The organism is Candidatus Nanosynbacter sp. TM7-053 (assembly GCF_022828375.1).
In the GTDB taxonomy this organism is placed as follows: domain Bacteria; phylum Patescibacteriota; class Saccharimonadia; order Saccharimonadales; family Saccharimonadaceae; genus Nanosynbacter.
Genome location: NZ_JAJQJX010000001.1, coordinates 52,071 through 76,601 on the forward strand (window position 1 = coordinate 52,071; position 24,531 = coordinate 76,601).

45 protein-coding genes are annotated in these 24,531 nt (G+C 44.3%); 40 read left to right on the plus strand and 5 right to left on the minus strand.

Going from position 1 to position 24,531, the window contains the following annotated elements; translation table 11 throughout:
* Window positions 1-24: 24 nt before the first annotated feature.
* Window positions 25-780: a hypothetical protein gene (locus LRM50_RS00285; RefSeq protein WP_243809316.1), complete on the minus strand. Its 756-nt coding sequence runs from the start codon at window positions 778-780 to the stop codon at window positions 25-27.
* A 145-nt stretch (window positions 781-925) separates the two neighbouring features.
* Here LRM50_RS00285 and LRM50_RS00290 point away from each other — a divergent pair, with 145 nt between their 5' ends.
* The 3 genes from LRM50_RS00290 (at window position 926) to LRM50_RS00300 (ending at window position 2,682) form a co-directional block, all read left to right on the plus strand.
* The gene (locus LRM50_RS00290) at window positions 926-1,867 is read left to right on the plus strand and encodes an L-lactate dehydrogenase (protein WP_243809319.1); all 942 of its coding nucleotides are present in this window, start codon (window positions 926-928) and stop codon (window positions 1,865-1,867) included.
* A gap of 96 nt (window positions 1,868-1,963) precedes the next feature.
* Window positions 1,964-2,281 carry a 30S ribosomal protein S10 gene (gene rpsJ, locus LRM50_RS00295; protein ID WP_129630989.1) on the plus strand — a complete coding sequence of 106 codons (318 nt, stop codon included), beginning with the start codon at window positions 1,964-1,966 and terminating at the stop codon, window positions 2,279-2,281.
* Window positions 2,282-2,349: 68 nt separating this feature from the next.
* Window positions 2,350-2,682, plus strand: coding sequence for a hypothetical protein (locus tag LRM50_RS00300; RefSeq protein ID WP_243809320.1), 333 nt, complete (start codon window positions 2,350-2,352; stop codon window positions 2,680-2,682).
* A gap of 78 nt (window positions 2,683-2,760) precedes the next feature.
* On the opposite strand, the gene LRM50_RS00305 is transcribed toward LRM50_RS00300, so the two are convergent.
* Entirely contained in the window at window positions 2,761-3,060 is a 300-nt protein-coding gene (locus tag LRM50_RS00305) for a hypothetical protein (RefSeq protein ID WP_129635110.1), read from the minus strand.
* A gap of 264 nt (window positions 3,061-3,324) precedes the next feature.
* On the opposite strand from LRM50_RS00305, the gene rplC reads away from it, so the two are divergent.
* From rplC to LRM50_RS00385, 16 genes are all read left to right on the plus strand, one after another.
* Window positions 3,325-3,939 (plus strand): 50S ribosomal protein L3, encoded by a 615-nt coding sequence (rplC, locus tag LRM50_RS00310; RefSeq protein ID WP_243809322.1) that lies wholly within the window; start codon window positions 3,325-3,327, stop codon window positions 3,937-3,939.
* Entirely contained in the window at window positions 3,939-4,538 is a 600-nt protein-coding gene (rplD, locus tag LRM50_RS00315; RefSeq protein WP_243809324.1) for a 50S ribosomal protein L4, read from the plus strand. The genes rplC and rplD overlap by 1 nt, the downstream gene beginning before the upstream one ends.
* A gap of 1 nt (window position 4,539) precedes the next feature.
* On the plus strand, window positions 4,540-4,860 hold the full coding sequence (locus LRM50_RS00320) for a 50S ribosomal protein L23 (protein WP_129630974.1): 321 nt from the start codon (window positions 4,540-4,542) through the stop codon (window positions 4,858-4,860).
* Window positions 4,860-5,699: a 50S ribosomal protein L2 gene (rplB, locus tag LRM50_RS00325; RefSeq protein WP_243809334.1), complete on the plus strand. Its 840-nt coding sequence runs from the start codon at window positions 4,860-4,862 to the stop codon at window positions 5,697-5,699. The genes LRM50_RS00320 and rplB overlap by 1 nt, the downstream gene beginning before the upstream one ends.
* A gap of 6 nt (window positions 5,700-5,705) precedes the next feature.
* Entirely contained in the window at window positions 5,706-5,972 is a 267-nt protein-coding gene (gene rpsS / locus LRM50_RS00330; RefSeq protein ID WP_129630968.1) for a 30S ribosomal protein S19, read from the plus strand.
* Window positions 5,973-5,974: 2 nt separating this feature from the next.
* Window positions 5,975-6,433 (plus strand): 50S ribosomal protein L22, encoded by a 459-nt coding sequence (gene rplV / locus LRM50_RS00335; RefSeq protein ID WP_146423288.1) that lies wholly within the window; start codon window positions 5,975-5,977, stop codon window positions 6,431-6,433.
* Window positions 6,434-7,069 (plus strand): 30S ribosomal protein S3, encoded by a 636-nt coding sequence (gene rpsC, locus LRM50_RS00340; protein WP_243809337.1) that lies wholly within the window; start codon window positions 6,434-6,436, stop codon window positions 7,067-7,069. It begins immediately after the preceding gene.
* Window positions 7,070-7,483: a 50S ribosomal protein L16 gene (gene rplP / locus LRM50_RS00345; RefSeq protein ID WP_129635102.1), complete on the plus strand. Its 414-nt coding sequence runs from the start codon at window positions 7,070-7,072 to the stop codon at window positions 7,481-7,483.
* Window positions 7,484-7,693, plus strand: coding sequence for a 50S ribosomal protein L29 (rpmC, locus tag LRM50_RS00350; RefSeq protein WP_243809339.1), 210 nt, complete (start codon window positions 7,484-7,486; stop codon window positions 7,691-7,693).
* The gene (gene rpsQ / locus LRM50_RS00355) at window positions 7,693-8,004 is read left to right on the plus strand and encodes a 30S ribosomal protein S17 (protein ID WP_445083103.1); all 312 of its coding nucleotides are present in this window, start codon (window positions 7,693-7,695) and stop codon (window positions 8,002-8,004) included. Before rpmC ends, rpsQ begins: the two co-directional genes overlap by 1 nt.
* Window positions 8,001-8,369, plus strand: a complete 369-nt coding sequence (gene rplN, locus LRM50_RS00360; protein WP_129630950.1) for a 50S ribosomal protein L14 — start codon at window positions 8,001-8,003, stop codon at window positions 8,367-8,369. Before rpsQ ends, rplN begins: the two co-directional genes overlap by 4 nt.
* A complete protein-coding gene (rplX, locus tag LRM50_RS00365; RefSeq protein ID WP_039327403.1) occupies window positions 8,369-8,689 on the plus strand; it encodes a 50S ribosomal protein L24 in 321 nt (106 codons plus the stop codon). The genes rplN and rplX overlap by 1 nt, the downstream gene beginning before the upstream one ends.
* Window positions 8,689-9,273, plus strand: coding sequence for a 50S ribosomal protein L5 (rplE, locus tag LRM50_RS00370; RefSeq protein WP_243809347.1), 585 nt, complete (start codon window positions 8,689-8,691; stop codon window positions 9,271-9,273). The genes rplX and rplE overlap by 1 nt, the downstream gene beginning before the upstream one ends.
* Window positions 9,273-9,542 carry a 30S ribosomal protein S14 gene (gene rpsN / locus LRM50_RS00375; protein ID WP_129630942.1) on the plus strand — a complete coding sequence of 90 codons (270 nt, stop codon included), beginning with the start codon at window positions 9,273-9,275 and terminating at the stop codon, window positions 9,540-9,542. The genes rplE and rpsN overlap by 1 nt, the downstream gene beginning before the upstream one ends.
* Window positions 9,543-9,562: 20 nt before the next feature.
* Window positions 9,563-9,964, plus strand: coding sequence for a 30S ribosomal protein S8 (rpsH, locus tag LRM50_RS00380; protein WP_129630940.1), 402 nt, complete (start codon window positions 9,563-9,565; stop codon window positions 9,962-9,964).
* Window positions 9,965-10,031: 67 nt separating this feature from the next.
* Window positions 10,032-10,454 carry an NUDIX hydrolase gene (locus LRM50_RS00385; protein WP_243809355.1) on the plus strand — a complete coding sequence of 141 codons (423 nt, stop codon included), beginning with the start codon at window positions 10,032-10,034 and terminating at the stop codon, window positions 10,452-10,454.
* Between the two features lie 151 nt (window positions 10,455-10,605).
* On the opposite strand, the gene LRM50_RS00390 is transcribed toward LRM50_RS00385, so the two are convergent.
* Complete coding sequence (locus LRM50_RS00390; RefSeq protein ID WP_243809357.1) at window positions 10,606-11,253, minus strand: non-canonical purine NTP pyrophosphatase; 648 nt, start codon at window positions 11,251-11,253, stop codon at window positions 10,606-10,608.
* 78 nt (window positions 11,254-11,331) lie between these two features.
* On the opposite strand from LRM50_RS00390, the gene LRM50_RS00395 reads away from it, so the two are divergent.
* The 6 genes from LRM50_RS00395 (at window position 11,332) to rplO (ending at window position 14,374) form a co-directional block, all read left to right on the plus strand.
* Entirely contained in the window at window positions 11,332-11,727 is a 396-nt protein-coding gene (locus tag LRM50_RS00395) for a hypothetical protein (protein ID WP_243809358.1), read from the plus strand.
* Window positions 11,728-11,734: 7 nt separating this feature from the next.
* Window positions 11,735-12,247, plus strand: a complete 513-nt coding sequence (locus tag LRM50_RS00400; protein WP_243809360.1) for an RDD family protein — start codon at window positions 11,735-11,737, stop codon at window positions 12,245-12,247.
* Between the two features lie 175 nt (window positions 12,248-12,422).
* Window positions 12,423-12,956: a 50S ribosomal protein L6 gene (gene rplF / locus LRM50_RS00405; protein WP_129632941.1), complete on the plus strand. Its 534-nt coding sequence runs from the start codon at window positions 12,423-12,425 to the stop codon at window positions 12,954-12,956.
* Window positions 12,957-12,958: 2 nt separating this feature from the next.
* Entirely contained in the window at window positions 12,959-13,309 is a 351-nt protein-coding gene (gene rplR, locus LRM50_RS00410) for a 50S ribosomal protein L18 (protein WP_243809363.1), read from the plus strand.
* A gap of 1 nt (window position 13,310) precedes the next feature.
* The gene (gene rpsE / locus LRM50_RS00415; protein WP_243809369.1) at window positions 13,311-13,901 is read left to right on the plus strand and encodes a 30S ribosomal protein S5; all 591 of its coding nucleotides are present in this window, start codon (window positions 13,311-13,313) and stop codon (window positions 13,899-13,901) included.
* Window positions 13,901-14,374 carry a 50S ribosomal protein L15 gene (rplO, locus tag LRM50_RS00420; RefSeq protein WP_129632917.1) on the plus strand — a complete coding sequence of 158 codons (474 nt, stop codon included), beginning with the start codon at window positions 13,901-13,903 and terminating at the stop codon, window positions 14,372-14,374. Before rpsE ends, rplO begins: the two co-directional genes overlap by 1 nt.
* Window positions 14,375-14,441: 67 nt before the next feature.
* On the opposite strand, the gene LRM50_RS00425 is transcribed toward rplO, so the two are convergent.
* Window positions 14,442-15,155 (minus strand): OmpA family protein, encoded by a 714-nt coding sequence (locus LRM50_RS00425; protein ID WP_243809370.1) that lies wholly within the window; start codon window positions 15,153-15,155, stop codon window positions 14,442-14,444.
* A 136-nt stretch (window positions 15,156-15,291) separates the two neighbouring features.
* On the opposite strand from LRM50_RS00425, the gene secY reads away from it, so the two are divergent.
* Entirely contained in the window at window positions 15,292-16,767 is a 1,476-nt protein-coding gene (gene secY / locus LRM50_RS00430; RefSeq protein ID WP_243809373.1) for a preprotein translocase subunit SecY, read from the plus strand.
* Window positions 16,768-16,819: 52 nt separating this feature from the next.
* Here the strand turns inward: secY and LRM50_RS00435 are convergent, their stop codons facing one another.
* Window positions 16,820-17,395, minus strand: coding sequence for a hypothetical protein (locus LRM50_RS00435; protein WP_243809374.1), 576 nt, complete (start codon window positions 17,393-17,395; stop codon window positions 16,820-16,822).
* A 106-nt stretch (window positions 17,396-17,501) separates the two neighbouring features.
* On the opposite strand from LRM50_RS00435, the gene infA reads away from it, so the two are divergent.
* From infA to LRM50_RS00505, 14 genes are all read left to right on the plus strand, one after another.
* Entirely contained in the window at window positions 17,502-17,744 is a 243-nt protein-coding gene (gene infA, locus LRM50_RS00440; RefSeq protein WP_129635133.1) for a translation initiation factor IF-1, read from the plus strand.
* 54 nt (window positions 17,745-17,798) lie between these two features.
* Window positions 17,799-17,915, plus strand: coding sequence for a 50S ribosomal protein L36 (gene rpmJ, locus LRM50_RS00445; RefSeq protein WP_129637195.1), 117 nt, complete (start codon window positions 17,799-17,801; stop codon window positions 17,913-17,915).
* A 2-nt stretch (window positions 17,916-17,917) separates the two neighbouring features.
* Complete coding sequence (rpsM, locus tag LRM50_RS00450) at window positions 17,918-18,304, plus strand: 30S ribosomal protein S13 (protein ID WP_129632902.1); 387 nt, start codon at window positions 17,918-17,920, stop codon at window positions 18,302-18,304.
* A gap of 15 nt (window positions 18,305-18,319) precedes the next feature.
* On the plus strand, window positions 18,320-18,709 hold the full coding sequence (gene rpsK / locus LRM50_RS00455; RefSeq protein WP_129632899.1) for a 30S ribosomal protein S11: 390 nt from the start codon (window positions 18,320-18,322) through the stop codon (window positions 18,707-18,709).
* Between the two features lie 2 nt (window positions 18,710-18,711).
* A complete protein-coding gene (gene rpsD / locus LRM50_RS00460; protein WP_232736548.1) occupies window positions 18,712-19,332 on the plus strand; it encodes a 30S ribosomal protein S4 in 621 nt (206 codons plus the stop codon).
* Window positions 19,333-19,353: 21 nt separating this feature from the next.
* On the plus strand, window positions 19,354-20,277 hold the full coding sequence (locus LRM50_RS00465) for a DNA-directed RNA polymerase subunit alpha (RefSeq protein ID WP_129632893.1): 924 nt from the start codon (window positions 19,354-19,356) through the stop codon (window positions 20,275-20,277).
* 2 nt (window positions 20,278-20,279) lie between these two features.
* Window positions 20,280-20,666, plus strand: coding sequence for a 50S ribosomal protein L17 (rplQ, locus tag LRM50_RS00470; RefSeq protein ID WP_129636875.1), 387 nt, complete (start codon window positions 20,280-20,282; stop codon window positions 20,664-20,666).
* Window position 20,667: 1 nt separating this feature from the next.
* Window positions 20,668-21,099: a 50S ribosomal protein L13 gene (gene rplM, locus LRM50_RS00475; protein ID WP_243809378.1), complete on the plus strand. Its 432-nt coding sequence runs from the start codon at window positions 20,668-20,670 to the stop codon at window positions 21,097-21,099.
* Window position 21,100: 1 nt separating this feature from the next.
* A complete protein-coding gene (gene rpsI / locus LRM50_RS00480; protein ID WP_243809382.1) occupies window positions 21,101-21,499 on the plus strand; it encodes a 30S ribosomal protein S9 in 399 nt (132 codons plus the stop codon).
* Window positions 21,500-21,569: 70 nt separating this feature from the next.
* Window positions 21,570-22,433: an alpha/beta fold hydrolase gene (locus LRM50_RS00485; RefSeq protein ID WP_243809383.1), complete on the plus strand. Its 864-nt coding sequence runs from the start codon at window positions 21,570-21,572 to the stop codon at window positions 22,431-22,433.
* Window positions 22,430-23,008, plus strand: a complete 579-nt coding sequence (gene cyaB, locus LRM50_RS00490; RefSeq protein ID WP_243809385.1) for a class IV adenylate cyclase — start codon at window positions 22,430-22,432, stop codon at window positions 23,006-23,008. The genes LRM50_RS00485 and cyaB overlap by 4 nt, the downstream gene beginning before the upstream one ends.
* An 18-nt stretch (window positions 23,009-23,026) precedes the next feature.
* Entirely contained in the window at window positions 23,027-23,548 is a 522-nt protein-coding gene (locus tag LRM50_RS00495) for a GrpB family protein (protein ID WP_243809386.1), read from the plus strand.
* A 76-nt stretch (window positions 23,549-23,624) separates the two neighbouring features.
* Window positions 23,625-24,215, plus strand: coding sequence for a non-canonical purine NTP pyrophosphatase (locus tag LRM50_RS00500; RefSeq protein ID WP_243809387.1), 591 nt, complete (start codon window positions 23,625-23,627; stop codon window positions 24,213-24,215).
* Window positions 24,212-24,526, plus strand: coding sequence for a hypothetical protein (locus LRM50_RS00505; protein ID WP_243809390.1), 315 nt, complete (start codon window positions 24,212-24,214; stop codon window positions 24,524-24,526). The genes LRM50_RS00500 and LRM50_RS00505 overlap by 4 nt, the downstream gene beginning before the upstream one ends.
* The last annotated feature ends 5 nt before the right edge of the window (window positions 24,527-24,531 follow it).

A 24,531-nucleotide genomic window follows, 5' to 3' on the forward strand; every position in this document is an offset into this window, starting at 1 on the left:
TTTGATTGCCACTGTACTATATATCTAATCAAGGAATCTTGTGTCAAAACATTTTTCAGAAAGATCAAGCTCATATAGAGGATAGCGCGGGCCGTTATTATCTTCCTCGTTGACGGATGTAGTCTTTGTAACCTTCATACCCATTTTCCTGCCGTCTCTTGTGGTCATAAATTGAGGAAGGCATATATACTGCTCATTTTCATCGATAAAATGAGACACGGGTTTAGTGAATTGTCCTACACTATCACTTTTTTCTCTACATTTGTCTAGATCCTTTGTAATTTCAGTTGAGGGGTAGCTATATTGTGTGTATAGCTCATCTGTCTTGTCTAGGAGGTTTGAAACACTAGGTTCTCTTTTTCCTCCTTGAGTTGCTTCAATGAAGTCAATATTGTTAAATCCAAATCTAACTAAGTCATTGCCATCGCAAAAATAAACAGAGCAATCGTACATCCCGGGGACGTTATATTGGCTATATCCGCAAAAGGCCGTAAACCCTTCTCGAACGCCATTCTCTGAATAGTAAATCGAATTCTTGCTTAAATCTATGACACCATCTCTTTCCTTCTTTTCCTCCGACAAATTTTTATTACTGTCATTTTCTGGCTGAGATGTAGTAGTCTCAGAGCTGCCGTATGGGGCTGAACTTGAGCTTCCAGCATCAACTCCTTTCTCGCCTGCGCACCCGGCTAAGAAGCATGACGGCAGTAAAGCTAACACTGCAATTGCTCGCTTTATTTTGTCGTGTGGCGCTTTTTCTGCAAACATTCTTTTTTCCATATATCCTCCCGTTGATAATATGTAAAAGTTAATAAATTGCCAATATTATACATATTTTTTGCCGTAAAGTAAAGTTAATTGACAAAGCGGTAATGTTTATGGCAGAATAAAGACATCTAATATAAAACAGAAAAAGGAGATTTTGGTGAATAAACAGAAATTGCTAATTATTGGCGGAGGCGGAATGGTCGGTGCGACGGCGGCTTATGCGTGCGCGTTGCGTAGTGTTATTGAAGAAATTGTGTTGATTGACCGTAATGAGGATTTGGCTTGGGGTCAGGCGGCTGACATCAATGACGCGATGGGAATTGACAGAAATGTCGTGGTTCATACGGGAAATTATTCTGATATCAATGACGATGACATCGTTGTGATTACCGCGGGTGCGCCGCAACTTCCTGGACAGACTCGGTTGGAGCTGATTGACGTTAATGCAAAAATTATGCGTGATATTGTGAAAAATATTATGGCGAATGGCGCGAAGCCGTATTTGGTGATCGTCAGTAATCCGGTTGATGTTTTGACTTACGTGGCGCTTAAGGAATCTGGTTTACCGAAAAATCGCGTGTTTGGGACGGGTACGACGCTTGATACTTCGCGAATGAAGTCGTACTTGGCGGATGCGTTCAATGTCGATAGTAAAGCGGTTGACGCTTATATTTTGGGTGAGCATGGCGATTCGTCGTTTTCGACAATTGAGACGGCGCAAATTGGTGAAGTGCCAATTAAGGAATATCCTGGATTTACAGAGGAAATGATTGATGGAATTGAGCAGGAGGTTCGCGACCGAGCGTATCGGGTGATTGAAACAAAGAAATCGACGTATTTTGCGATTGGGTTTGTCGTGTCTAAAATTGTTTCGGCACTCCGAAAATCGACACATACGGTTTATCCCGTTTGCTCGTTGGCTGAGGGTGAATATGGACTGAATAATGTTGTGCTTGGATTGCCGTCAATAGTTAATAGCGACGGCGTGAAGATTTTGGCAGGCTATCCGCTTACCGAACGAGAGAAAGAATCGCTGAATAAATCCGCTGGAATTATTGCGGAAATGATTTCTCATCTTGATAAAGCCAAAAATTGCTGATATAATCGCATAGTTAATAATAATTTATCTCGAGAACTCGATTGACCGTAAATAGGGCAATTAGAGGTTACGAGATTGCACATAAGAGGAGGAGCTATGGCTCAAGATACAGGAATTAAAATCCGTATTCGTCTGAAGGCTTATGACCACAAAGTCATTGACCAATCAGCAAAACAAATTATCGACACCGCAATTCGCACAGGTGCTAACGTGGCTGGTCCAGTGCCTTTGCCAACTCGACGCAGCACTTACACCGTCGTAAAGAGTCCACACGTTTACAAAACTGGTGGTGAATCTTACGAGCGCCGCGTTCACAAGCGCCTGATTGACATTACAAACGCTACGCCAAAGACGATTGATAGCTTGCAGAACTTGAATTTGCCAGCTGGCGTTGATGCTGAAATTCGTATGTAATTTAACGATATATAAAATTTCCGCCTCTTGAATGGGGCGGATTTTTATGCTATAATTTCATTTAGCTTATGACAAAACAAAAAACTCGTACTTATGCTCGCAATCGCTCGAAGTCTAGCGAGCTGTTTAGTCGCAAAGGGCGCGAACGCATTTATGACAATGACGGCTCATTTTTCTTGAAATTGGTGGTTTTTGTGATATTAAGTGCGCTGTGGCTTCGTCTAAAAAATCCAATTGAAGCTGGCGGTTTGGCTGTTCAGGCTATTCCTGTCGGGTTATTTATTGCATTGCTATTAGTCTTAAAGATTGAGAAATACCAATTCAATCGGAAAATTTGGTATGTTACGATAATTTTCATGGCAATTCTGACCTCGTTTACGCCGGTTGGCGTGATGATTTAATCGCTATGGATTCGTTATAAAATAATACCGCCCAATTAGGACGATATTATTTGCTTGAAGTTGTTTGCTCTTAAACTTCTAGAATGGGCGACCGCCACCCAACTTGCTAATAGCGTATCCAGAGTCTTGAATAATATCAATTAGCGCCTCGGCTCGTGTAGCTGCGTCTGGGATGTTTTTAGCCGCCTCGTAAGCTAAGCGGAACATCTTACTGCTGTTGGTTATTCTTGCAGCTGACATGTATATACGAATTTTTCTTTCTCCATCAACGCCTTCCATTCTATCTATATTTGGCGCTAGTGCATTAATAGCCTCGTCTCTGATAGTGCGTAAATTATTCAGTTCTTCGTTAGTATTTTCGATTTGAGAATCGTTCATGATTGCCCCCTAATTAATAAAATTTCTTTTCGAATATGATTATAGCATATGCGGAACTGTAGATAAAACAGAACATGTGGTCATGGGTTGACTTTTTAGGCTTAATTGTGCTACAATTTACAGGTAATTTCTATTACGCGTAATATCAACTGCTCTCCTTGATGAATGAGCAGGTCTGGTTATGAGCGGATGTTTACATTTAACATTCTCCCAGAATCCAGAAACCGCACGTCATCAGGAGTATTTAAGTGGGAGTGAGGAAAAGTGAAAACACTTCTCGGTACCAAACTTGGTATGACCCAGCTCTTGGCTGAAGACGGCAAAGCCATTCCGGTAACGCTGATCCAAGCCGGCCCTGTCACCGTTACTCAGGTGAAGACTGTCGAAACCGACGGTTACAATGCGGTACAGGTAGCTTTTGGAGAGGGTAAGAACCTGAGCAAGGCCGTGGCTGGACACGTTAAGCCAGCCCAAGTGACCCCGAAACATATTCGGGAATTCCGTGTCGACCAGATTCCAGAGGATCTGAAAGTTGGCAGTGAAATTAATGTTTCCGCGTTTGAAGTCGGCGATTTTGTCGATGCAACCGGAACCAGCAAAGGTAAAGGTTTCGCTGGAACCATTAAACGCCACAACTTTAAGCGTCATCGTAAGACGCACGGTGGTAAAGGTAATACTCGTAAGCCAGGTTCAATTGGCTCGATGTATCCACAAAAAGTTTTCAAGGGTAAGACGATGGCTGGTCACATGGGTCACGAACGTGTTACTGTCAAGAACTTGGAAGTGGCATATGTTGATCCAGAGACCCATCTAATCGGGGTTAAGGGCGCTGTTCCCGGACCACGAAAGGGGCTGATTATTTTAGGAGGTAACAAGTAATGGCAGATTCAACCAAACTTCCTAAAGACATTTTTGCTGTGGAAGTGCCAAATCACGAATTGTTGAAATTGGCATATGACAGCTACTTGGCAAACGCACGCCTAGCTAGCGCTACAACCAAGCAGCGCGGCGAAGTTTCTGGTGGTGGTAAAAAACCATGGAAGCAAAAGGGAACTGGTCGAGCACGTTTCGGCTCAAGCCGTAACCCAATCTGGCGCGGCGGTGGTGTAGTATTTGGCCCACGCGGCAACGAAAACTACACTAAAAAATTGTCAAAGACTGCTAAGAAAGTGGCAGTTCGCCAAGCTTTGACCGTAGCTAACGAAGCTAAGAAAATTGTCGTTAAAGATGTTAAGACTGCTGGCAAGACCAAGGAAGTCGCAACATTCCTAGCTGACAACAAGTTCGAGCGCCGTGTTCTAATCGTTGTAGATGAGAAGACGCCAGAACTTATGCGTGCTACAAACAATATTCAGAACGTTTTGGTGGTTCGCGCTAATTATCTAAGCGTTTATCACATTCTGAATGCGGATACAATCGTTATAACACCGAAAGCTCTACCTGTAATTACTGCATGGTTGGGCAAGGAGGAAGCGTAATATGAAACAGACGATTATTATCCCACGCGTTAGTGAAAAGGCTTACGCACAGAGCGCCAATGGTGTATATGTGCTACGCGTTCCACTTAACTTGAATAAGAACGAAATCAAATCAGCTGTAGAAGCGCAATTTGGCGTTACTGTAGTTAAGGTTAAAACCTTAGTACAAGACGGCAAGGCTGTACGCTTCTCACGAGGCAAGAATCGCTATCCTGGCACAACAACGCGCAAGGATTGGAAGAAGGCTTACGTTACACTGAAAGAAGGCGATAAGCTCGATGTGTTTGACGCAGTAGAGCAGCAGATGGAGGAGACCAAGTAATGCCAGTGAAAGCTTACAATCCAACCACTCCTGCTCGTCGCGGCATGACGAGTCAGGATTTGTCAGACATTACAACAAGAAAACCTCTTAAAAGTCTGATTAAAGCTAAAAAGCAAAATGCCGGTCGCAACAACCAAGGTCGAATTACTGTTCGTCATCGCGGAGGCGGCGTTCGTCGTCACTACCGCTTGGTGAACCATAATTTGCCAGCAGGCTTGACCTTGACGATTGAAGAAATCGAATACGATCCAAACCGCTCAGCTCGCATTGCTCGAGTTAAGGATCAGTACAATTTGTACCACTACATCTTAGCTGACACATCAATGGTTAAGGGTAAAACTATCCGAACTGGCGAAGAAGCTCCAATTGAAGCTTCAAACCGTTTGCCATTGTCAGTTATTCCTGTAGGTACGATGATTTACGCCATTGAGTTGACCGCTGGAAAGGGTGCACAAATGGTGCGCGCTGCTGGTGCTAAAGCTCAGTTGATGGCGAAAGAAGGCGACTACGCAACTATTAAATTGCCATCTGGCGAAGTTCGCAAAGTTCGTTTGGAAGCTACCGCTGCTATCGGTGTAGTCGGTAACGTCCAGCACCAAAATGTTAAGATCGGTTCAGCTGGTCGCAAACGTCGCAAGGGTATTCGCCCAACCGTTCGTGGTGTCGTTATGAACGCCGCAGACCACCCACATGGTGGTGGTGACGGTGGTCGCCACGGTACTGGTAAAGCACCACGTACTCCTTGGGGTCAATTGACATTAGGTTATCGAACTCGTCGCCGTAAAGGCTCGAATAAATTAATCGTACGCACGCGTCACGACGCGAAGAGGAAGAGGTAAATCACGATGAGTCGTTCATTGAAGAAAGGTCCATTCGTCGATGTAAAGCTAGCAAAGAAAATTGCTGCTCTTAGCCTTGACGATCGAACCGTTATCAAAACGTGGGCGCGCGCTTCGACTATCACACCAGAGATGGTTGGTCGAACGATTGCTGTTCACAACGGTAGAGTGCACGTACCAGTGCTGATTACCGAAAACATGGTTGGTCACAAACTCGGTGAGTTTAGTCCAACTCGTAAGTTCCGTAAGCACGGCGGAAAGGATAAGAAGTAATCATGGCTGATACAACTTATACTGTTCGCGCTTACGCAAAAGGTGTTGATCAGGCGCCACGTAAGGTTAGTCTAGTCGCAGCCTTGGTGCGAGGTCGTACTGTAGCTGATGCGCTAGTTATCTTAGAGCACGTTCCAAAGCGCGCTGCTAGCCCAGTTAAGAAGGCTATCGAAAGTGCTAAGGCAAACGCTATCAATAACCACGGCTTGGATGCTAAAAGCTTAGTAATTACTACTTTGAGTGTTACTACGGGTACACGTTTGCGCCGCTTCAAGCCTGCATCACGTGGCCGCGCTTTGCCATTCCAGAAAAAGACTTCAAATATTTTGGTTGAAGTAACTGGCACGGAAAAGCCAAAGAAAGCGCCTGCAAAAAAGGCCGAAGCTAAGGCAGAAGCAAAAACTGCTAAGCCTGCAGCTAAAAAAGCCGCTAAACCGGCAGCAAAAAAGGAGGAGAAGTAAATGGGTCAAAAAGTGAATCCAATCAACTTCCGCCTACAGGTCAATAAGAACTGGAGCTCTCGTTGGTTTACGGCCAATAAGAAAGAGTTTGCAGAGGCGATTCGTCAGGATCATGAAATCCGCGAGTTGATTGAAAAGAAATTTGCCTCACGCCCAACTATCAATCGCATTGAGATTGAGCGTAGCGCCAACTTGATCACGATTACAATTCACACGGCAAAAGCTGGTGTTGTTATCGGTCGCGGTGGTGCTGGCGTGAACGAATTGAAAAAGCAAGTTGAGAAGATTACTGGCCAGCCAGTTCGTATTAACATCGAAGAAGTTCGTCGTCCAGAATTGGCAGCCAAATTGGTAGCTGAGAATATCGCTCGCCAATTGGAGCGCCGAATCAACTTCCGCCGTGCAACTAAAATGACCGCACAAAACACCATGAATGCTGGCGCTAAAGGTATTCGTATTGAGGTGGCTGGTCGTTTGAACGGCGCTGAAATGGCACGTCGCGAAAAGGTAATCGAGGGCTCAGTGCCTCTACACACCTTGCGCGCTGATATTGACTTCCACTGTGCTCGCGCTCAGACACCAGCTGGTATCATTGGCGTGAAAGTGTGGATTTATAAGGGAGAAAGGAGTCGCTAAATGCTGTTACCAAAGAAAACTAAGCACCGCAAAGTGCGTATTGGAAAAAACCGCGGTCAAGCAACTCGTGGCAATTACATAGCGTTCGGCGACTTTGCATTGCAATCACAATCAAATGAGCGCATCAACTCCCGCCAAATCGAGTCTGCTCGTCAGGCGATGACTCGTTACATCAAGCGTGGCGGTAAGATTTGGATTCGAATCTTCCCTCACACTCCAGTTACCCGAAAGCCACTTGGCTTGAAGATGGGTGGCGGTAAAGGTAACCCAGAGTTCTTCGTTGCTAAGGTAAAGGCTGGTACTGTTCTGTTTGAGATGCAGGGTGTTTCAGAGGAAGTTGCTCGCGAGGCAATGCGTCTGGCTAGCCACAAATTGCCAGTCAAATGTAAGTTCATCAAGCGGGAGGACGCATAAATGGCTGAAACAAAGAAAACTGTTAAAGCAGCAGTTGTTAAGACAATTGACGACTTGAAGAAGGAATTGGCTGAAAAGCGAAACGACCTACTTCAGGCAAAACGTTCTCACGCTGCTGGCGAGTTAGTTAATCCAAAAGCGTTGCGTTCACTCCGAAAGGAAATTGCACGCCTGCTGACACAAATTAATAATACAAAGGAGAGCAAGTAATGGCCCGACGAACATTGATTGGCGTCGTAACGAGTGCCAAGCGCGACAAGACCATCACTGTGACGGTCGCTAGCCGCGAAACGCATCCGCTATACGGCAAGCAGTACACCGTGACTCGCAAATACACTGCTCACGATGAAACCAACGAAGCAGGTGAAGGCGACAAGGTGCAGATCGAAGAGACTCGCCCAATTTCCAAGACTAAGAGCTTCGCTCTAGTTAAGGTGATTGAAAAGTCTCGCGGTTCTATCAAACTAAAGGACGAAGTTTCTGGCGAAACTAAGGAAGAGGCTAAGGAGGACGACAAATGATCCAACAAGAATCTCGCCTTAAGGTAGCCGACAACTCAGGTGCTAGGGAAGTTTTGTGTATCCGCGTTCTTGGCGGTACACGACGCCGTTACGCTCGCGTTGGCGACGTAATCGTCTGCTCGGTAAAAGACGCTAGCCCAACCGGTAACGTTAAGAAAAAATCTGTTGTTAAGGCTGTAGTTGTTCGTACTCGTGATCAAATTCATCGCAAAGACGGCTCAACAATCTGTTTTGACGACAATGCCGTAGTGATTATCAACGATGACAAGCAGCCAAAAGCTACTCGTGTCTTCGGTCCAGTTCCACGCGAACTTCGCGATATGGGCTACATGAAGATCGTCAGCTTAGCTCCGGAGGTACTCTAATGGCTCGAATTCATAAAGACGATACCGTAAAAATTATTGCTGGTAAAAATAAAGGCACAACTGGTAAAGTTCTAAAAGTTAACACCAAAGATCAAACTGTTTTGGTCGAAGGTGTTGGCGTTGGACATCGCCACGTTAAGCCAAGCCAGTACAATCCAAAAGGCGGCAAAAAAGATATTCACGTACCAATGGATATCAGTAAAGTCGCTCTGGTTGTTGATGAGAAATCAGGCAAAACCAGTCGGGTTGGTTTAGTAAAGAATGCTGACGGCGGCAAAACTCGTGTTGCTCGCCAAGCAAAAAATAAGGAGATTAAATAATGGCAGAAAAGAAAACTGTCGTGCCAGCTCCTCGCTTGAAAGCCTTGTATCAAGGAACTTACCTTAAGGAACTACAAGCCGAATTGAATCTAAAGAACGTGCATGAAGTGCCAGCTTTGGAAAAGATCGTCGTGAGTGTTGGTACCGGCAAAAAGAAAGATGACAAGCGTCATTTCGAAATTGTTAAAAACACTGTCGAGAAAATCACCGGTCAAGCACCAGTGGCTCGACGAGCCAAAAAATCAATCGCGACATTTAGCATTCGTAAAGGTATGGGCGCGCCAATTGGTGTTAGCGTAACTTTGCGCGGCGCTCGTATGTACGAGTTCATGGATCGTTTGATTAACGTTGCTTTGCCTCGTGTTCGTGACTTCCACGGCGTTGGCTTGAAGTTTGATAAAGGTGGCAACTACAATCTAGGCATCACCGAGCAATCGATTTTCCCAGAATTGACATTCGAGGAAACTCAGGTTTTGCACGGTTTGCAGATTACATTTGTTATCAAGAACGGCAACAAGGAAGCTTCTAAGGCATTGCTAGAAAAATTCGGCATGCCGTTTGAGAAGAAAGGAGGCGTCAAGTAATGGCTAAGAAATCAATGGTCGCTCGTGATAAGAAGCGTATGAAGATGATTGCCAAGTTTGCAGCCAAGCGTGCTGAGTTGAAAGAACTTGGCGACCTCGATGGTTTGCAGAAATTGCCTCGCAATTCTAGTCCAACCAGGCACAAGAACCGTGATAGCATCTCTGGTCGCCCACGCGGCTACATGCGTCAGTTCGGCTTGAGTCGTATCAATTTCCGCGAAAAAGCAGCCAAGGGTGAAATCCCAGGCATAACAAAGAGTAGTTGGTAAGAAGGAAAGGAGATTAGAATATGTCTATGCAAACTACAGACCCAATCGCCGACCTTCTGACTCGCATCCGCAATGCGAAATTGGTTGGCAAAACGGAAGTTCGCGTTCCGTCCAGCAAGATGAAGAAAGTCATCGCTGAACAATTAGTCAAAAACGGCTACTTGGCAGACGTCAAGCTGGAAGATGCTAAGCCTCGCGGCGTGTTGGTAGTTACTATCAATGAAAAAGGAACTAACAGCACCATCAACGAAATTACCCGCATCTCAAAACCTGGTCGTCGCGTTTACGTCGGCGCTAGCGAGATTCCAAAGGTAAAGAGCGGCCGCGGTTTGGTACTTATCTCAACATCGAAAGGTGTCATGACTGGCGCCGAAGCAGCTAAGGCTAAACTTGGTGGCGAATTGTTGTTGAAGGTTTATTAAGCCTCGCACAAGTCAAATAAACGTCCTCATTGCAGGGCGTTTATTTTTTATGATAAACTTTTATCATATGGGAGTTGGAGTACTAAAAGACATAAAGTCGGCATATCGAGTAGCAGTAAAGGGATTAGTGCGTGATGAATCGGGTAGACTGCTGTTCGTTCAAGAGAGAAGTGACTCATGGGACCTTCCTGGCGGTGGGCTGGAACATGGTGAGGATATTACAGAAGCGTTGAAGCGAGAGTTTCTGGAAGAACTAGAGGCAGATATCGAAGTCGCTGCAGAAAATCCCTTGATCATTCCAACTTGGAATACAAAGTTCGATGACCCCGTTTTGATTATTGCCTACAAAGTTACTCTATTAACGGCACCTCATAAAACAGATGAAGTTTCAAACTTTAACTATTTCGATATTCATGAAATCAAGCAAGAAAGGTTGGATTCTACTCTAATTGGCAATCTTTCAAAGATATATCAAATCGACCACCGCTAGTCCTCTCAGTTTATACACATGAGCTATAGTAAGTTATTCTGTAAGCTGCGCATCCATACAAATATACCGATACGGTATGCTAAATTTTTAACAGTTGATGAACTCGCACAACACATTCCATGGGCAAGTGAGAGCGCGGAGTTGAAAGCTGCTATACAGAGTCAAATAAATTTTCCTGTATCGCATTAGCGCATTTTTCGACCGCAACTTCATGCCCGAGTGAATATCCATTGCGCTTTAATTTCGGCAGTTCGCGCACTTCGTGAAACATCATATTAAGCTCAGGTACGAAAAATAATTCCCGAAACGGCATGCCTTTGAGCCGAGATTCCTCGCGTGGCTCAGTTAAGATAACGCCAGAATTTTCTCCAAAAATCACTTTCTCATGACCATTGGGAAAATTTATCACAAAACACGTTGTGTATTGCGCTCGCCTGTTTGTTTTATCTTCAAGCTTATTTAGGCAATAATCTACGATCTCTTGATCGCTCATCTCGTGACCATTCCAGCGTCTTGTAAATACGCCAGGCTCGCCATTTAGGGCTTCAATTTCCATGCCAGAATCATCAGCGATAATTATCAGGTTTTTATCATTTCCATGCAAATGATTCCTTGCGTGTCGCGCCTTCAATAGGGCGTTTTGTTCAAATGTTGTACCCGTTTCTATGCAGTCTGGAATTTGATAGTCCAAATCTGCCAACGAAATAATTGACGTTTGCGGAGAGAATTTATGAAACGCGGTAACGAATTCTGCGTATTTGCCTGGGTTTTTGCTGGCGAAAAGTATAGTTGCTGTCATTGAGTATGATTATATCAATTATCATAAATATCGAAAAATTGCTAATTTGACGGTATTATAATATTATCGAACCAAGCAGTGATAATTTCATCCATATACAAAACAGCCGATAATGACGGGCTAATCGCTCATATTTATGAACATTTATTAGCTCAGTACGTTTTGAAGCGTATTCAAGACAATAAGTTCTTTATTCTGAGCGATATCATACTGTCTGCAAAAACATATGGCGACACTTGTTTTATGGACGCCGAATTATATAGCCCAGAAGCGAAAAATACATATGACGAGGCATTGCGAGAGTTTGATAAATTAGTCATTCCAGAAGATGATATTTTGAGGGCTGCTGGCGAGTGTGGAATAGAAATGAATCGAAATATAGTAGAAGTCGACCGAAGTGAATTGAGTAAAAAGAGAAGCGCTCAGAGAAATATCCGAGCGCTTTTTTGTATACTTGAGTTGCCCTTGCTATAATGTGGTCATGCAAGACAACAACTTTATCTCGTTCGCCACTCGTACAAAAGAATTATGTATTGATTGGTTAGTTATTAGTGCCTATCTTATATGTCTTTTTGGTGCATCAATAACTTACTACTTCGTAGTGTTTGGCGGCGTTCCAGTTTTTTCCGAGCTACAAAGTCAGCTCATTACTACATTCACGTCTGTCTTGGTTATTGTTACATTATTCGCTTATCTTGATTTTAAGGGAAGTAGTGTTGGTAAACGCGTCGCTGGCTTAAAAGTTTATTTCACTCATAGAAGTTTCAGCCGAAGTCTCGTTCGTAATGGTATCAAATTTCTTCCTTGGCAAATTGGTCACATGGCTGTCATCCATGGAGTATATACTAGATTTGATGTAATAAGCATTGTATTGTCGATTATATCTTGCATCCTCCTAGTTATAATGTTCTTAATGGGTACTATGCGCTATGACCGACGACATCTTGGGGACATGGTAGCTGGAACTCAGGTGCAATTAGCGAAACATAGGTAGAGATATTTGTGTTAATATTATACTGTGATTCTGGACTGACGAGTGTTATCTAAATCTCTGATTTGGGTCTTTTTTACGTCGCTGAGGTCGCTGAGATTATACCTTGCATTTTACCCCTAGTCTGTGTTAAAATACTGAAGTTAATATCAAATCACACGAAAGGTGAGTAATGAGTCTGAGTCGAATCGGAAAACTGCCGGTGATTATTCCGGCCGGTGTGACAATCACGGTTGACTCTGGTGATGTGGTCGTTAAAGGACCAAAGGGTGAATTGAAGCAATTCATCACACCAGCAGTTGAGGTGAAAGTCGAAGATGGACAAGTCACGGTACATCCTAAGGACGAGTCCAAAGTAGCCCGTAGTCAGCATGGCCTGATGCGCGCGCTAATTAACAACATGGTAATCGGTGTAACCAAAGGTTATGAAAAACGCCTAGAGGTTAACGGTGTCGGTTTCCGTGTTAGCTCAAGCAACAACGAGCTAGAAATGGCACTTGGATTTTCACATCCAGTCAAATACAAAGCCCCAGAAGGCGTAACTGTTACCAACGAAAAAATGATTATCGTTGTTAGCGGTATCAATAAACAACAAGTCGGCCAAGTTGCAGCGGAAATCCGCGCCTTGAAGAAGCCTGAACCGTACAAGGGCAAGGGCATCAAGTATGTCGACGAGCAGATTTTGCGTAAAGCAGGAAAGACAGGTAAGTAATCATGGCTGAAAATAAGAAGCTACTCAACCGCGCTCTTCGCAAAAACCGCGTTCGCGCTAAGGTTTCAGGCACGGCAGAGCACCCACGCTTGACAGTTACTATTAGCAATTTGCACGTTAGCGCGCAATTGATTGACGATGTGGCTGGTAAAACATTGGCTGCAGCAACTACAGTTGGCACAAAAGCGACTGGCACGATGACTGAAAAAAGTGCTGCTATCGGTACTGAAATCGCTAAGAAAGCAAAGAAAATTAAGATTAGCGCAGTGGTGTTTGATCGAAATGGTCGTCAATACGCTGGCCGCCTAAAGGCTTTGGCTGATGCTGCGCGCCAAGAAGGATTGGAGTTTTAGTATGGCAGAGCAAGCTGCAAATACTACCCCACGTGCAGAAGGTCGTCGACCTCGAAATCCACGTGGTGGTCGCCGCGATGACCGGCGAAATGTGCGCGATGACGCACCAAAAGAGTTTGAAGAATTGGTAATCAACATTGACCGCGTTTCTCGCGTGGTTAAAGGTGGTCGCCGCTTCCGATTTAAGGCTTTGGTGGTTGTTGGTAACCGCAAAGATAAAGTTGGTGTCGGTGTTGCCAAGGGCGCAGACGTTCAAGCTGCAGTTGCTAAGGCTACGTCAGTCGCTAAAAAGCACTTGATTACATTGCCATTAAACGGCGAAACAATCCCGCACGACAGCGAAGTTAAATTCTCTGGCGCACGCGTATTGATCAAGCCAGCCGCTCCTGGTACTGGTATTATCGCTGGTGGTGTAGTTCGTCAGATTATCGGCGTAACAGGTGTTCGTAACCTATTGACCAAATCTCTTGGCTCAACTAACAAGGTTAACATTGCTTACGCGACTATCGAAGCTCTAAAGTCATTAGTTCCACGCGATCAATGGCTAAGCGCTCAGCCTGTAAAAAAGGCTGCTAAAAAGGAGGCTAAATAATGAAGTACAATGATCTCCAAGTCTCAGCAAACAAGAATAAAAAGCGCGTTGGTCGCGGTATTGCTGCTGGTCAAGGTAAAACTGCCGGTCGCGGTACTAAAGGTCAGAACGCCCGAACAGGTAAGAAGCTTCGCGTAATGTTCCAGGGTGGTCAGCGTCCACTAGCTCAAGCTGTGCCAAAGGCTCGCGGATTCAAGAGCTTGCGAACTCCAGCACAAGTTGTGTACATGGATCATTTGAACGCATTTGACGGCAAGACCGTTGACAATGCTTTGTTGTTTACTGAAGGCTATATTGCAACTCCTTTCCACACGGTTAAGGTTATTGCTCGTGGTGAATTGAAGGCTAAGGTTGACTTGAAAGTACAAGCCGCCTCAGCATCAGTTGTTGCTGCTATCGAAAAAGCTGGTGGCTCATTCGAGAAAGTAGCTACACCTCTACGCCAAAGCGCGAAAGAAGCTGAAGAGAAATAATTTTTCTCGGTAATAATAAATCCCCTTCGAAAGAGAAGGGGATTTTCTTTTGCTTTGATATTCTGGACTATTTTTCGCTACATTCTTGTGGTACGACTAGATAAATAGTCACGTTTCTGTCGGCTGTGTTGTCACTATTGTCATGACTGGCGATTTTTGGCTCGGAGATAATAATCTTATTCTCAGGAAAACCTTGCGAAACTAAGCCTTGCTTGACTTTATCGGCGCGCTCCATGGCTAATTTTGTGCCAGCACTTGTCTTTGAGCTCTCGTATGTTTGACCGACTAGCTCAATTGAAAATTCCTTTTGACTATTTGATTTATATAGCGACCCCAGTTTAGCTAGTTCGTCAACGGCAATTCCTTCGTATGTATATTGCGTCGAATCCGCATTGAAGAAAACGTTTTTAAAATTATATTTACCGTTATTAAGCATAAAAGAGCCGTCTTTCATATAGCCATAGCCAGCTTTTCGAAAATCAGCAGACGTCAAACATTTTGAATCTGATTTAGCTAAGTTCTGCTTTTTGTCTTCGCTTTTCTTCTCGTCCTTAGGCTTGGTCGCCTCTTTGCGCGAAATATTCGTGTCTTTTGAAGGAGTGGTTTTATTTGACGCAAGAACAATTGCCGCCACTATTCCGATTGTCACCAGTACTCCCACGACTGCCAGTGTAACCCATAGCCACAATTTACTTTTCTTTGGTGGATAATTTTGGGGAAATTCTGGGTTTGGCGGTGGCGTAATTGGTGGAGTTGATGGGATTTCAGGCTGCTGTTGCATATAATACCTCATTTACGTTATGTTATTGACTCAATTATAACGCATACGCTTTTATGTTTTTAGTATGGAAATATCCGCTCAGGTAATGTATAATTAACAGAGTTAAGAATTGTTAGTGACTATGAGGGGCTAAAACATGAATTGGAGAATAATTTTTCGCTCGCTGAAAAATAAAGATATGCAAAAACGACTATTTATTGTCGTGGGAATAATCGTTGTTTATCGATTATTAGCGCACATTCCAGTGCCGTTGGCGGAACCAACACAACTGCGTAACGCGATTTCGTCGGTGCTTGGGCAATCTGACCTCGGTGGAATTTTGAACTTGCTATCCGGTGGCGCGTTGTCGAGCTTCTCTCTGGTGTTGGTCGGACTTAGCCCATTTATTACCGCTAGTATTATCATTCAGCTTCTGACCAAAGCCATTCCAAGGCTTGAGGAGCTACACAAAGACGGCGAATCTGGACGTCGAAAAATTCAGCAATGGACGCGTGTTATTACTGTGCCACTTGCTATTGTCCAGTCGATCGCTTTCATCTTCATCTTAAGGCAAACAGTTCTTCAAGGCGGCAGCACGACATTAGCTGACCCGACGATGATGGAATGGATCGTTTCAATCACTTCAATGACGGCAGGCTCTGTTCTTCTGATGTGGCTTGGCGAATTGATTACTGAGCAAGGAATCGGCAACGGTATTTCTATTGTAATCTTCGCTGGTATCATTAGCCAATTGCCACAAATGCTCGCGTCATTAATCTCATCATTGTTCAACACCTCATCCGGCAGCTTAAACGTCTTCAACTGGTTCACTCTCCCTGTAAATCCAGTTATGTTCTGGACGATATTAATCATGTCAATCGCCGGACTTATCGTCCTTTACTTCCTAGTTAAAATCAACGAAGCTCAGCGCGTCATTACAATTAACTACGCAAAGCGCGTTCATGGAAACAGTAATTACGGCGATGTAAAAAGCATTTTGCCGGTTAAATTGATCGCTGCGGGAGTTATTCCGGTCATCTTCGCGGTTGCGTTTCTAAGCTTGCCGCAATTCGCTGGTCAAGTTATGAAAGCGTCTGGCAACGCTAATCTTCTACCGACCGCCAACAAATTGATCACTTGGTTCCAAGCTCCAAACGCGGGCTCGTTTACAGGAAGCACCGCTGAAGCGTTTATTTACCCAACGTTGTATTTTATCTTAGTTATTGCCTTTACATATTTCTACACTGGAATCGTCTTTAACGCTAACGAAATTGCCGAAAATTTGCAGAAGCAAGGCGGATTTATTGAAGGCGTGCGTCCGGGTGCTCAGACTGAAAAGTATCTTATGAGAACTGTCAATCGCTTGATTTTGTTCGGCTCAATTGTCCTAGGAATCGTGGCTATTTTGCCATTCGTCGCGGAATATCTCACGTACAATTTAACAGGCTTGCAAGGTTTGCGTTTGTCAATCGGCGGTACTGGAATCTTGATTATCGTATCAGTTGCCCTTGAGACTCTGCGACAAGTCAACTCTCGTGCGCTGATGGTTACGTATGACGACTTTGATCCAGACGAGCTGCTTGATAGTGACAAAAAGAAGAGTAAGAAGCGTCGTTTGTTTAAGAAAAAATAATTGACATTAAAAAATCCCCGCCGAAAAGCGGGGAATTCTTTTTATGAATGGATTATCGTATTTTGTAATCGTAAGATAAATTGTCGCCAACTTTTTTCTCATTTTGGCAGACTGGCGCAATTTCATTACTAATGTTATTTTCATCAACCATCTTACAACTCGGAATTTCAAATAGGTTAAATTCATTGGTTGGGGAAATCGCTTTCCACCCGCCATCTTGCTTAACTGCAAACATTCGCGCCGCAGAATTGCCGCAACCATAGCCCAGCAACAACTGTTTCTCATCTTGGGAATGGGCAATTACCACAGTTACGCTGTTGTTATCCTTGCAGCCTGATTTTTTAGTTTCTGTCTTCAGAAAATAGCGAATCTCTTGTGTGACTGAATCGTTACGAATAACTAATTTATCTCCTTCAATACGGAAGCCTAGAGATCCTAAGCTCACAGATCCATTGTCAACCTTTTCCGCTGTTTGAGACGTCTTGTCGGAAGTTTGGTTGGCGTGTAATAAAATTACGCCAATAACTATCACTATCAAAGCCGTCGCCAGACCGATTAGCACCGCGGTCATTGTCTTATTTTTCGATTTTGTAACCTTAAAGTTTGCTGGTTTTTTCTTGCTTGCCATAAAAATCCTTATGTTAAATTTGATGACTCAATTATAGCACGCAAATTTACAGCGAAAACCCCTTGTCAAACTGTATTTAGTACTGTATAATTGACAACTGTAACTTATGGCGAGTCAAAAGGAAGTCATCAAAATGGTAGGAAAGGTAGTGGAAGCACTGCCTAATACTCAATTTAAGGTGGAACTGGAGAATGGCCATAGTATCATCGCGCACATTTCAGGACGAATGCGCAAGCATTATATCCGTCTGGTGCCTGGTGATAAGGTTGAGGTTGAGATGACCCCTTACGATCTTACAAAGGGACGAATCAGCTTCCGCCTACGTGACGATCGACCTCAAGGTCGGTAGTTAAATATTAACGGTAATCTCGGGTTTACTCGGGAAGGGAGATTTAAGCACTTTATGAAAGTTCGTGCAGGTGTGAAAAAAATCAGTCCCGATGATAAGTTCGTTCGCCGCAAAGGCCGACTATATATCATCAACAAGAAAAAACCTAAGAATAAGCAAAGGCAGGGTTAAGCATGGCTCGAATTGCTGGGGTAGTTATCCCAACAGAGAAGCAGGTGCAAATTGCGCTCACCTATATTTACGGTATTGGGCCAAAGCACGCTTCGAGCATCCTTGCGGCGGCTAAAATTGAGCCGACCACTCGGGTGAAAGATCTCACCGAGGCTGAAGAAAACAAGATTCGCGAAATTATTGACAGCGAATACACCGTTGAAGGTGATCTCCAGCGCTTGGTGGCAAATAATATTAAGCGCTTGAAGGATATCAACGCCTATCGCGGTCTTCGCCACAAAGCAGGACTGCCAACACGCGGACAGCGGACTCGTACGAATGCACGAACTCGCAAGGGTCGCGCCATCGCCGTGGGCGGTACACAACCAAAAGCAGCAAGTAAGACCTAAAGAAAGGACTAAGAAATGGCAGACGCAAAATCTACCAAGAAGAAGCAGCGCCGATCAGTCCCAGCTGGTCAGCTGCACATTCAGGCAACATTTAACAATACTATCGTTACTTTTTCCGACAAGAAGGGTAACGTGCTAACCGCTTCATCAGCTGGTGCATGTGGTTTCCGTGGAAGCAAAAAAGGTACAGCCTACGCTTCACAGGTTGCTGCTGAAAAAGCTGCTGAAGCTGCGAAAACTCAATATGGCTTGAAATCTGTTGACGTTTTCGTGAAAGGTGTCGGTTTGGGTCGTGACGCCGCTATTCGTGCGGTCAGCGCATTCGACATATCAGTAGAAAGCATTAAGGACGTAACTGGTGTGCCTCACGGCGGTGTTCGTCCACGAAAGGCACGGAGGGCATAATTATGGCACGAGATAATTCACCAATTGTCAAGCAAAGCCGCCGCGAAGGTTATGCGCTTCATCCAAAAGCACATAAAATTTTGGCGAAAAAATCTGGTATTCCAGGTCAACACGCACATGGTCGTCAGAATAAGCCAAGCCTATACGCTACACAGCTTCGTGAAAAGCAGAAAGTTCGTCGTTTGTATGGTCTAGTTGAGAAGCAATTTGCTCGCTTGATGAACGAAGCAACACGCGCTCAAGAAGGTTTGGCCGGCGAAAACCTGTTGAAGCTATTAGAGCGCCGTTTGGATAACGTTGTTTATCGTTCTGGATTTGCTGTATCACGTCGCGCAGCTCGTCAACTAGTTAGCCACGGACATTTTGAATTGAACGGCCGACGCGTCGATATTCCATCAATTCGCGTTAAAGCTGGCGATGTCATCACGGTTCGCCCAAAGAGTACCAAGTCAGAGTACTTTACACGAATTGACGATGTAATCAACAATTCAGTCCAAGGCCCACTAAGTTGGCTAAAAGCTGATAGCAAGAAGCTGAAGATTGAAGTAACTGGTTTGCCAAAGCGCGAGGAAGCAGAAGCTGACATCAACGAGCAATTAATTGTTGAGTATTACTCACGATAAAAGAAGGGTTAGGGAAGAATTATGGCAAAAGCAATTTACAATCCAGCACTCGCGAGCGTTGATGACATTTCAGAAACCAGTGCTACTTTTCTAATCGAGCCACTTCACCCAGGCTACGGTAATACTCTTGGTAACTCATTGCGACGCGTTCTATTGTCAAGCGTTCGCGGTGGCGCGGTTGTGGCTTTCAGGATTGAAGGCGCAACTCACGAGTTTACTACTGTTGAAGGCATCAAAGAAGATGTTGTCGACATTATGTTGAACTTGAAAAACGTTCACCTACGCGTATTTACCGACGATCCAGTTGAGCTACGCATTGAGAAAACTGGCGCTGGCGAAGTAACTGCCGCTGACATTAAAACTAATGCTGATGTTGAAGTTGTCAACCCAGAGCAAGTAATTGCTACAATCGACGACCCAAACAAGCATTTGGTTATGGATTTGGTAGTTGAGGCAGGTTGCGGTTATCAGACAATTGAAGAGTCAAGCGAAAAGCGTTTGCACAGCGACATGATTGCTATTGATGCAATGTACTCACCAGTGTTGCGCGTTCGCTACAAAGTCGACTCAACTCGTGTTGGTCAGGAGACAAACTTGGACAAATTGGCAATCACTGTTGAAACTAACGGCACAATCACACCTCGTGAGGCGTTCGAAGAAGCAGCAGCGATTCTTGTCAACCAATACACAGCTTTGGCCGGCAACACGATGGTAACTGGCGCACCAGCACTTGGCGCAGCTAAGGAAGACGAAGAGTCAGAGCTAGCAATGCCAATTGAAGAATTAAACTTAAGCGCCCGCACGACGAACGCGCTAATTAACAATGAAATCCGCACTATTCGCGATTTGGTAACTTTGACTGAGCAAGATTTGCGAGAATTGAAAGGTTTCGGTTCAAAGGCACTAGACGAAGTACGTGACAAGATGGCGGAGTTGGAGTTTTAACTATGCATAGACACGGATATCAAGGGCGCAAGTTCGGCCGCGAGCGTGATCAGCGACGAGCCCTACTCAAAGGTCTGGCTACCAGTTTGGTTGAGTACGGAAAAATCGAGACCACCTTGCCAAAGGCTAAGGAACTAAAGCGTCACATTGAAAAAATCATCACCAAGGCTAAAAAGGGCGACCTAGCAAGCCGACGTCAGGTGATCGCAGCATTAAGCACACGCGCCGCTGCTTACAAACTAGTTGATGAAATCGCACCACAATTGAGTGGCCGAACTAGCGGACACGTTCGCGTTGAGCGAACACGCTTGCGAGTTGGTGACGGCGCTCAAATGGCAATCATCGAGTTTGTTGACGATATTAAACCAATGCCAAAGGAGGGAAAATAAGATGAAAACTTATTCACAAAAACCATCTGAAGTTTCTCGCCGTTGGGTATTGTTTGACGCTAGCGAATTACCACTTGGACGTCTGGCTACAGAAATTGCTAAGCATTTGACTGGTAAATACAAGCCAACTTACACTCCTCATGTTGACGGTGGCGACTACGTAGTTGTTATCAATGCTGCGCAGACAGTTGTTACTGGATACAAGGAAACTGATAAGTATTACTATCGCCACAGTGGTTTCCCGGGTGGAATTAAGGAAACGCAATTCAAAGAAATGCGCGAACGCCACCCAGAGCGAATTATTGAAGAAGCTGTTAAAGGTATGTTGCCAAAGAACAAATTGCAAGCAGAGCGCCTAAAGCGCCTACGCATTTTTGCTGGCAGCGACCACGCTCACACAGCACAAACACCAGAGAAAGTTGAGGTAAAGTAATATGGCTGCTGATACTTATTTCTACGGCCTAGGACGACGCAAAAGTGCTTCAGCAAGCGTTCGCATACTTCCTGGCAAAGGCGCCATTACAATCAATGGCAAGCCTGCTGCTGAGTACCTGGACGGCAACAAAACCTTACTAGCAGAAGTAACCGATCCACTTGCAATTGTCAGCAAGCAAAAAGAATTCGACGTTACTATCCTAGTTAAGGGTGGCGGCTTAGCTGGTCAAGTTGACGCTATCAAGCTTGGCATCGCAAAAGCTTTGACAGCTGCTCACGCTGACCTGCGTCCAGTTCTGAAGAAGGCTGAGCTATTGAAACGTGACCCACGCGAGAAAGAGCGCAAGAAGTACGGTCTTCGTTCTGCTCGTAAGCGCGAACAATTCTCTAAGCGTTAGTACAGAAAAGGCTATCACAAAATACTCCGTTTCACATGCAGGCGGAGTATTTTCATAGTATACTAAAAATATGTTGGACAAGATTATCCATCGCTGGTTGCGGATTCCATACGCATTGAACGTGCATTATTTTTCTCGTCCAGAAAAACCAAAAGCGACGATTCTACTTATTCACGGATTAGGCACATCCTGGAAAACATGGACGCCGCTGGAGCTGTATTTGCCGAAGGATGCGCGAGTTATAGCAATTGATATGCTGGGATTTGGCAATTCACCCAAGCCTGATTGGAAGTCCTACAACGCCCACGACCAAGCCGCAAGCATCGTCGCCACTTTGCGTAGGGAATTCATAAATCACGTCGATATCGTCATCGGTCATTCTATGGGGTCGCTGGCTGCCGTAGAGCTCGCCAAGCAATATCCGAAGTTGAGCAAGTCGCTGATTTTGTGTAGTCCGCCGATATATTATCCGAGGGTTGACGAAAAAAATCATCATCCAGAGAAGATTTTGCGTGCGCTTTATGAGTTTTTCAATAGTCATCCGCGCAGTTCGAAACGCTTTTTGCAATTCGCTGATCGGCACAATATTTGGCCTGACGCTGGATTTAAGGCCGATGAAGTTACCGCCGAGTCGTTTTTAATCGCCCTGAATACCGCGATTATCAATCAGACGACAATGAATGATATCACTAAGCTCACTCTTCCGATTGCTATTTTGTCCGGAAAGCTTGATCCACTGATTGTCGAGAGAAACCTGAAGAAATTATCAAAAGATCATAACAATATCACTCATATGTCAATGGCAACTCAGCGGCACGAAATAACCGACAAATATGCGAAGAAGCTGTCGGAAATTATAAAAGAGTATTTGGCGGAAGAATATTCACCAAAAACGAGTCGTCTTACAGCAAAGTCCAAACGAGAAAGTTTATGATTGAAGTAGAATCCAAATTCAAATTAGCATCTGATATTACTCGCGATAATCTCATCACCATACTAAAAAGCCAATTTATCGCGCCCATCTCAAGTAAACGTCAAATTGATACAGTATTTTTATTGCCCGAGCAAGTTGATGCGCCTATTGTTCCTGGCTCGAAAATTATGCGGGTGCGCGATGTTCTTAATCCGGAAACTGGTGAGCTGCAACAAAGCTTGATGACACTGAAGGTCGAGGGGCAGGCAAAGCTAGCGTCTGATGAATATGAATTTACAGTTGATGACGGAAATGCGGCGCGCCAAATGCTCACGGCATTAGGCTGGCAAAAAGTCGTTACGGTTGATAAAATCCGCCTTGAGTCAAAGACCGAGGAATATACAATCTGCATCGACGAAGTTGCTGGATTGGGATTATTTATTGAACTGGAAGTTTTAACCGAAGACAGTGCCGACGTAAAAAACATTAAGCAACAAATGCGCAATTTTCTGAAAAACCTGGATATCGACGGCAAATTATGGAAAATTCCGTACGACACAAGCATTAGAAATCTGTATCTAAAAACAGATACTTGATTAAATTTAGGAGATCTTATGTCGGTTGAAATTAAAAGATCCAAAAAAGACATATCGGCTGTCTTTACGCGCGTGAAAAATAAATTAGCGCTAGTACTTGCGGATAGTTCGCAAATTCATCATGTCGGCAGTACCGCGGTACTTGGTTTGGATGGTAAAAATATCCTAGATATCCTTATTTCTGCTAAAGATAGCGAACACATGAACGAGCTGCGGGACAAATTGGTAGCAATTGGATATTTTCCTTCATTAAATCCAAGTTCCCGTCAAGGGTATATCTTCCTGGCGTCCCGACAAGAAGAAACTGGCGAGGGCGATATTCATATTCACCTCGCGGTCGCGAATACTGAAACGCACGATAACTTCTTAATTATCAGAGATTATCTAAGGTCTCACAATGACGAAGTTGATCAATATTCAAAGATAAAATATCAATATGCCAAGCAAGCAAATTACGACAGGTCAGCGTATAAAAAACTTAAAGCAGCTTATGTCGATAAGTTATTGCAACGTGCCAGGCAGTGGAAAAATGGCAGCTAATCTCCTCATTCATATTCCGTACGACACAAGCATTAGAAATCTGCAAAATAACGTTAGTTAGCGTATACTTATCAATATGAAACAAGAGAATAGCCCAATTTATTTTATCACTTCCAATCACAGCAAATTTACCAGCCTTCAAGAACTCTTTCAGCCGCTTGGTGTTGATTTAAGGCAACTCGATTATGATTTTGACGAAGGACGAGGGCTTGACATTCAAACGATTGCAAAAAGTAAATTATCTCAAGCCAAGAAAGCCTTCCCGGACAAGCGCCTAGTCGTTGATGACCGCGGTTTCTTCATTCCGGCGCTGAAAGGTTTTCCGGGGCCGTTTGTTAAATTGCTACTGAACAGCTTTAGTTATCCCGGCATTATTAAGTTAATGAAGGGCGAGGCTGATCGTCGAGCTATTTTTTCTTTTGCGGTTGGCTATTTTGACGGCGAAAAAGACCACATTTTCGTAGCCAACGAAGAGGGATTTATCGTTGACGAGCCACGTGGCAATAATCTCCATGGCTGGACGGAATTGTTATATATTTATGGGCATCCGAGCTTTCCTGGTCGCAGTTTGGCAGAACTGAACGACGAAGAATGGCAGGAATATCTGACGATAATTGAGAAAGTTGACGGGCTCGCGATGTTGAGGGATTATTTGGTAAACTCATGAAAGTCGACAACGACTACATTCAACAGGCTATCATTGCTCGCGAAATAGTAGACCTTTACCGAAATTCGCCAGATAAATATGAGGTGGCGGAGTCTCTTAGCTCGTTATGTTTTGCAATGGCGCGATTAACTAACTGTGATAAAGTCGACTATCCAACAATTGACTGGGATGATTTAGCAAGTAACTTTGATGGCATAGCAACATCCCAAAGTGATGTATCAGCCGTACGAAAGATAGAAAATGATATAGCGTCTACATATGAAAAATCTTTAAAGATTATAAAGCAACACAACTATCGTCCCATTACTTAACGATC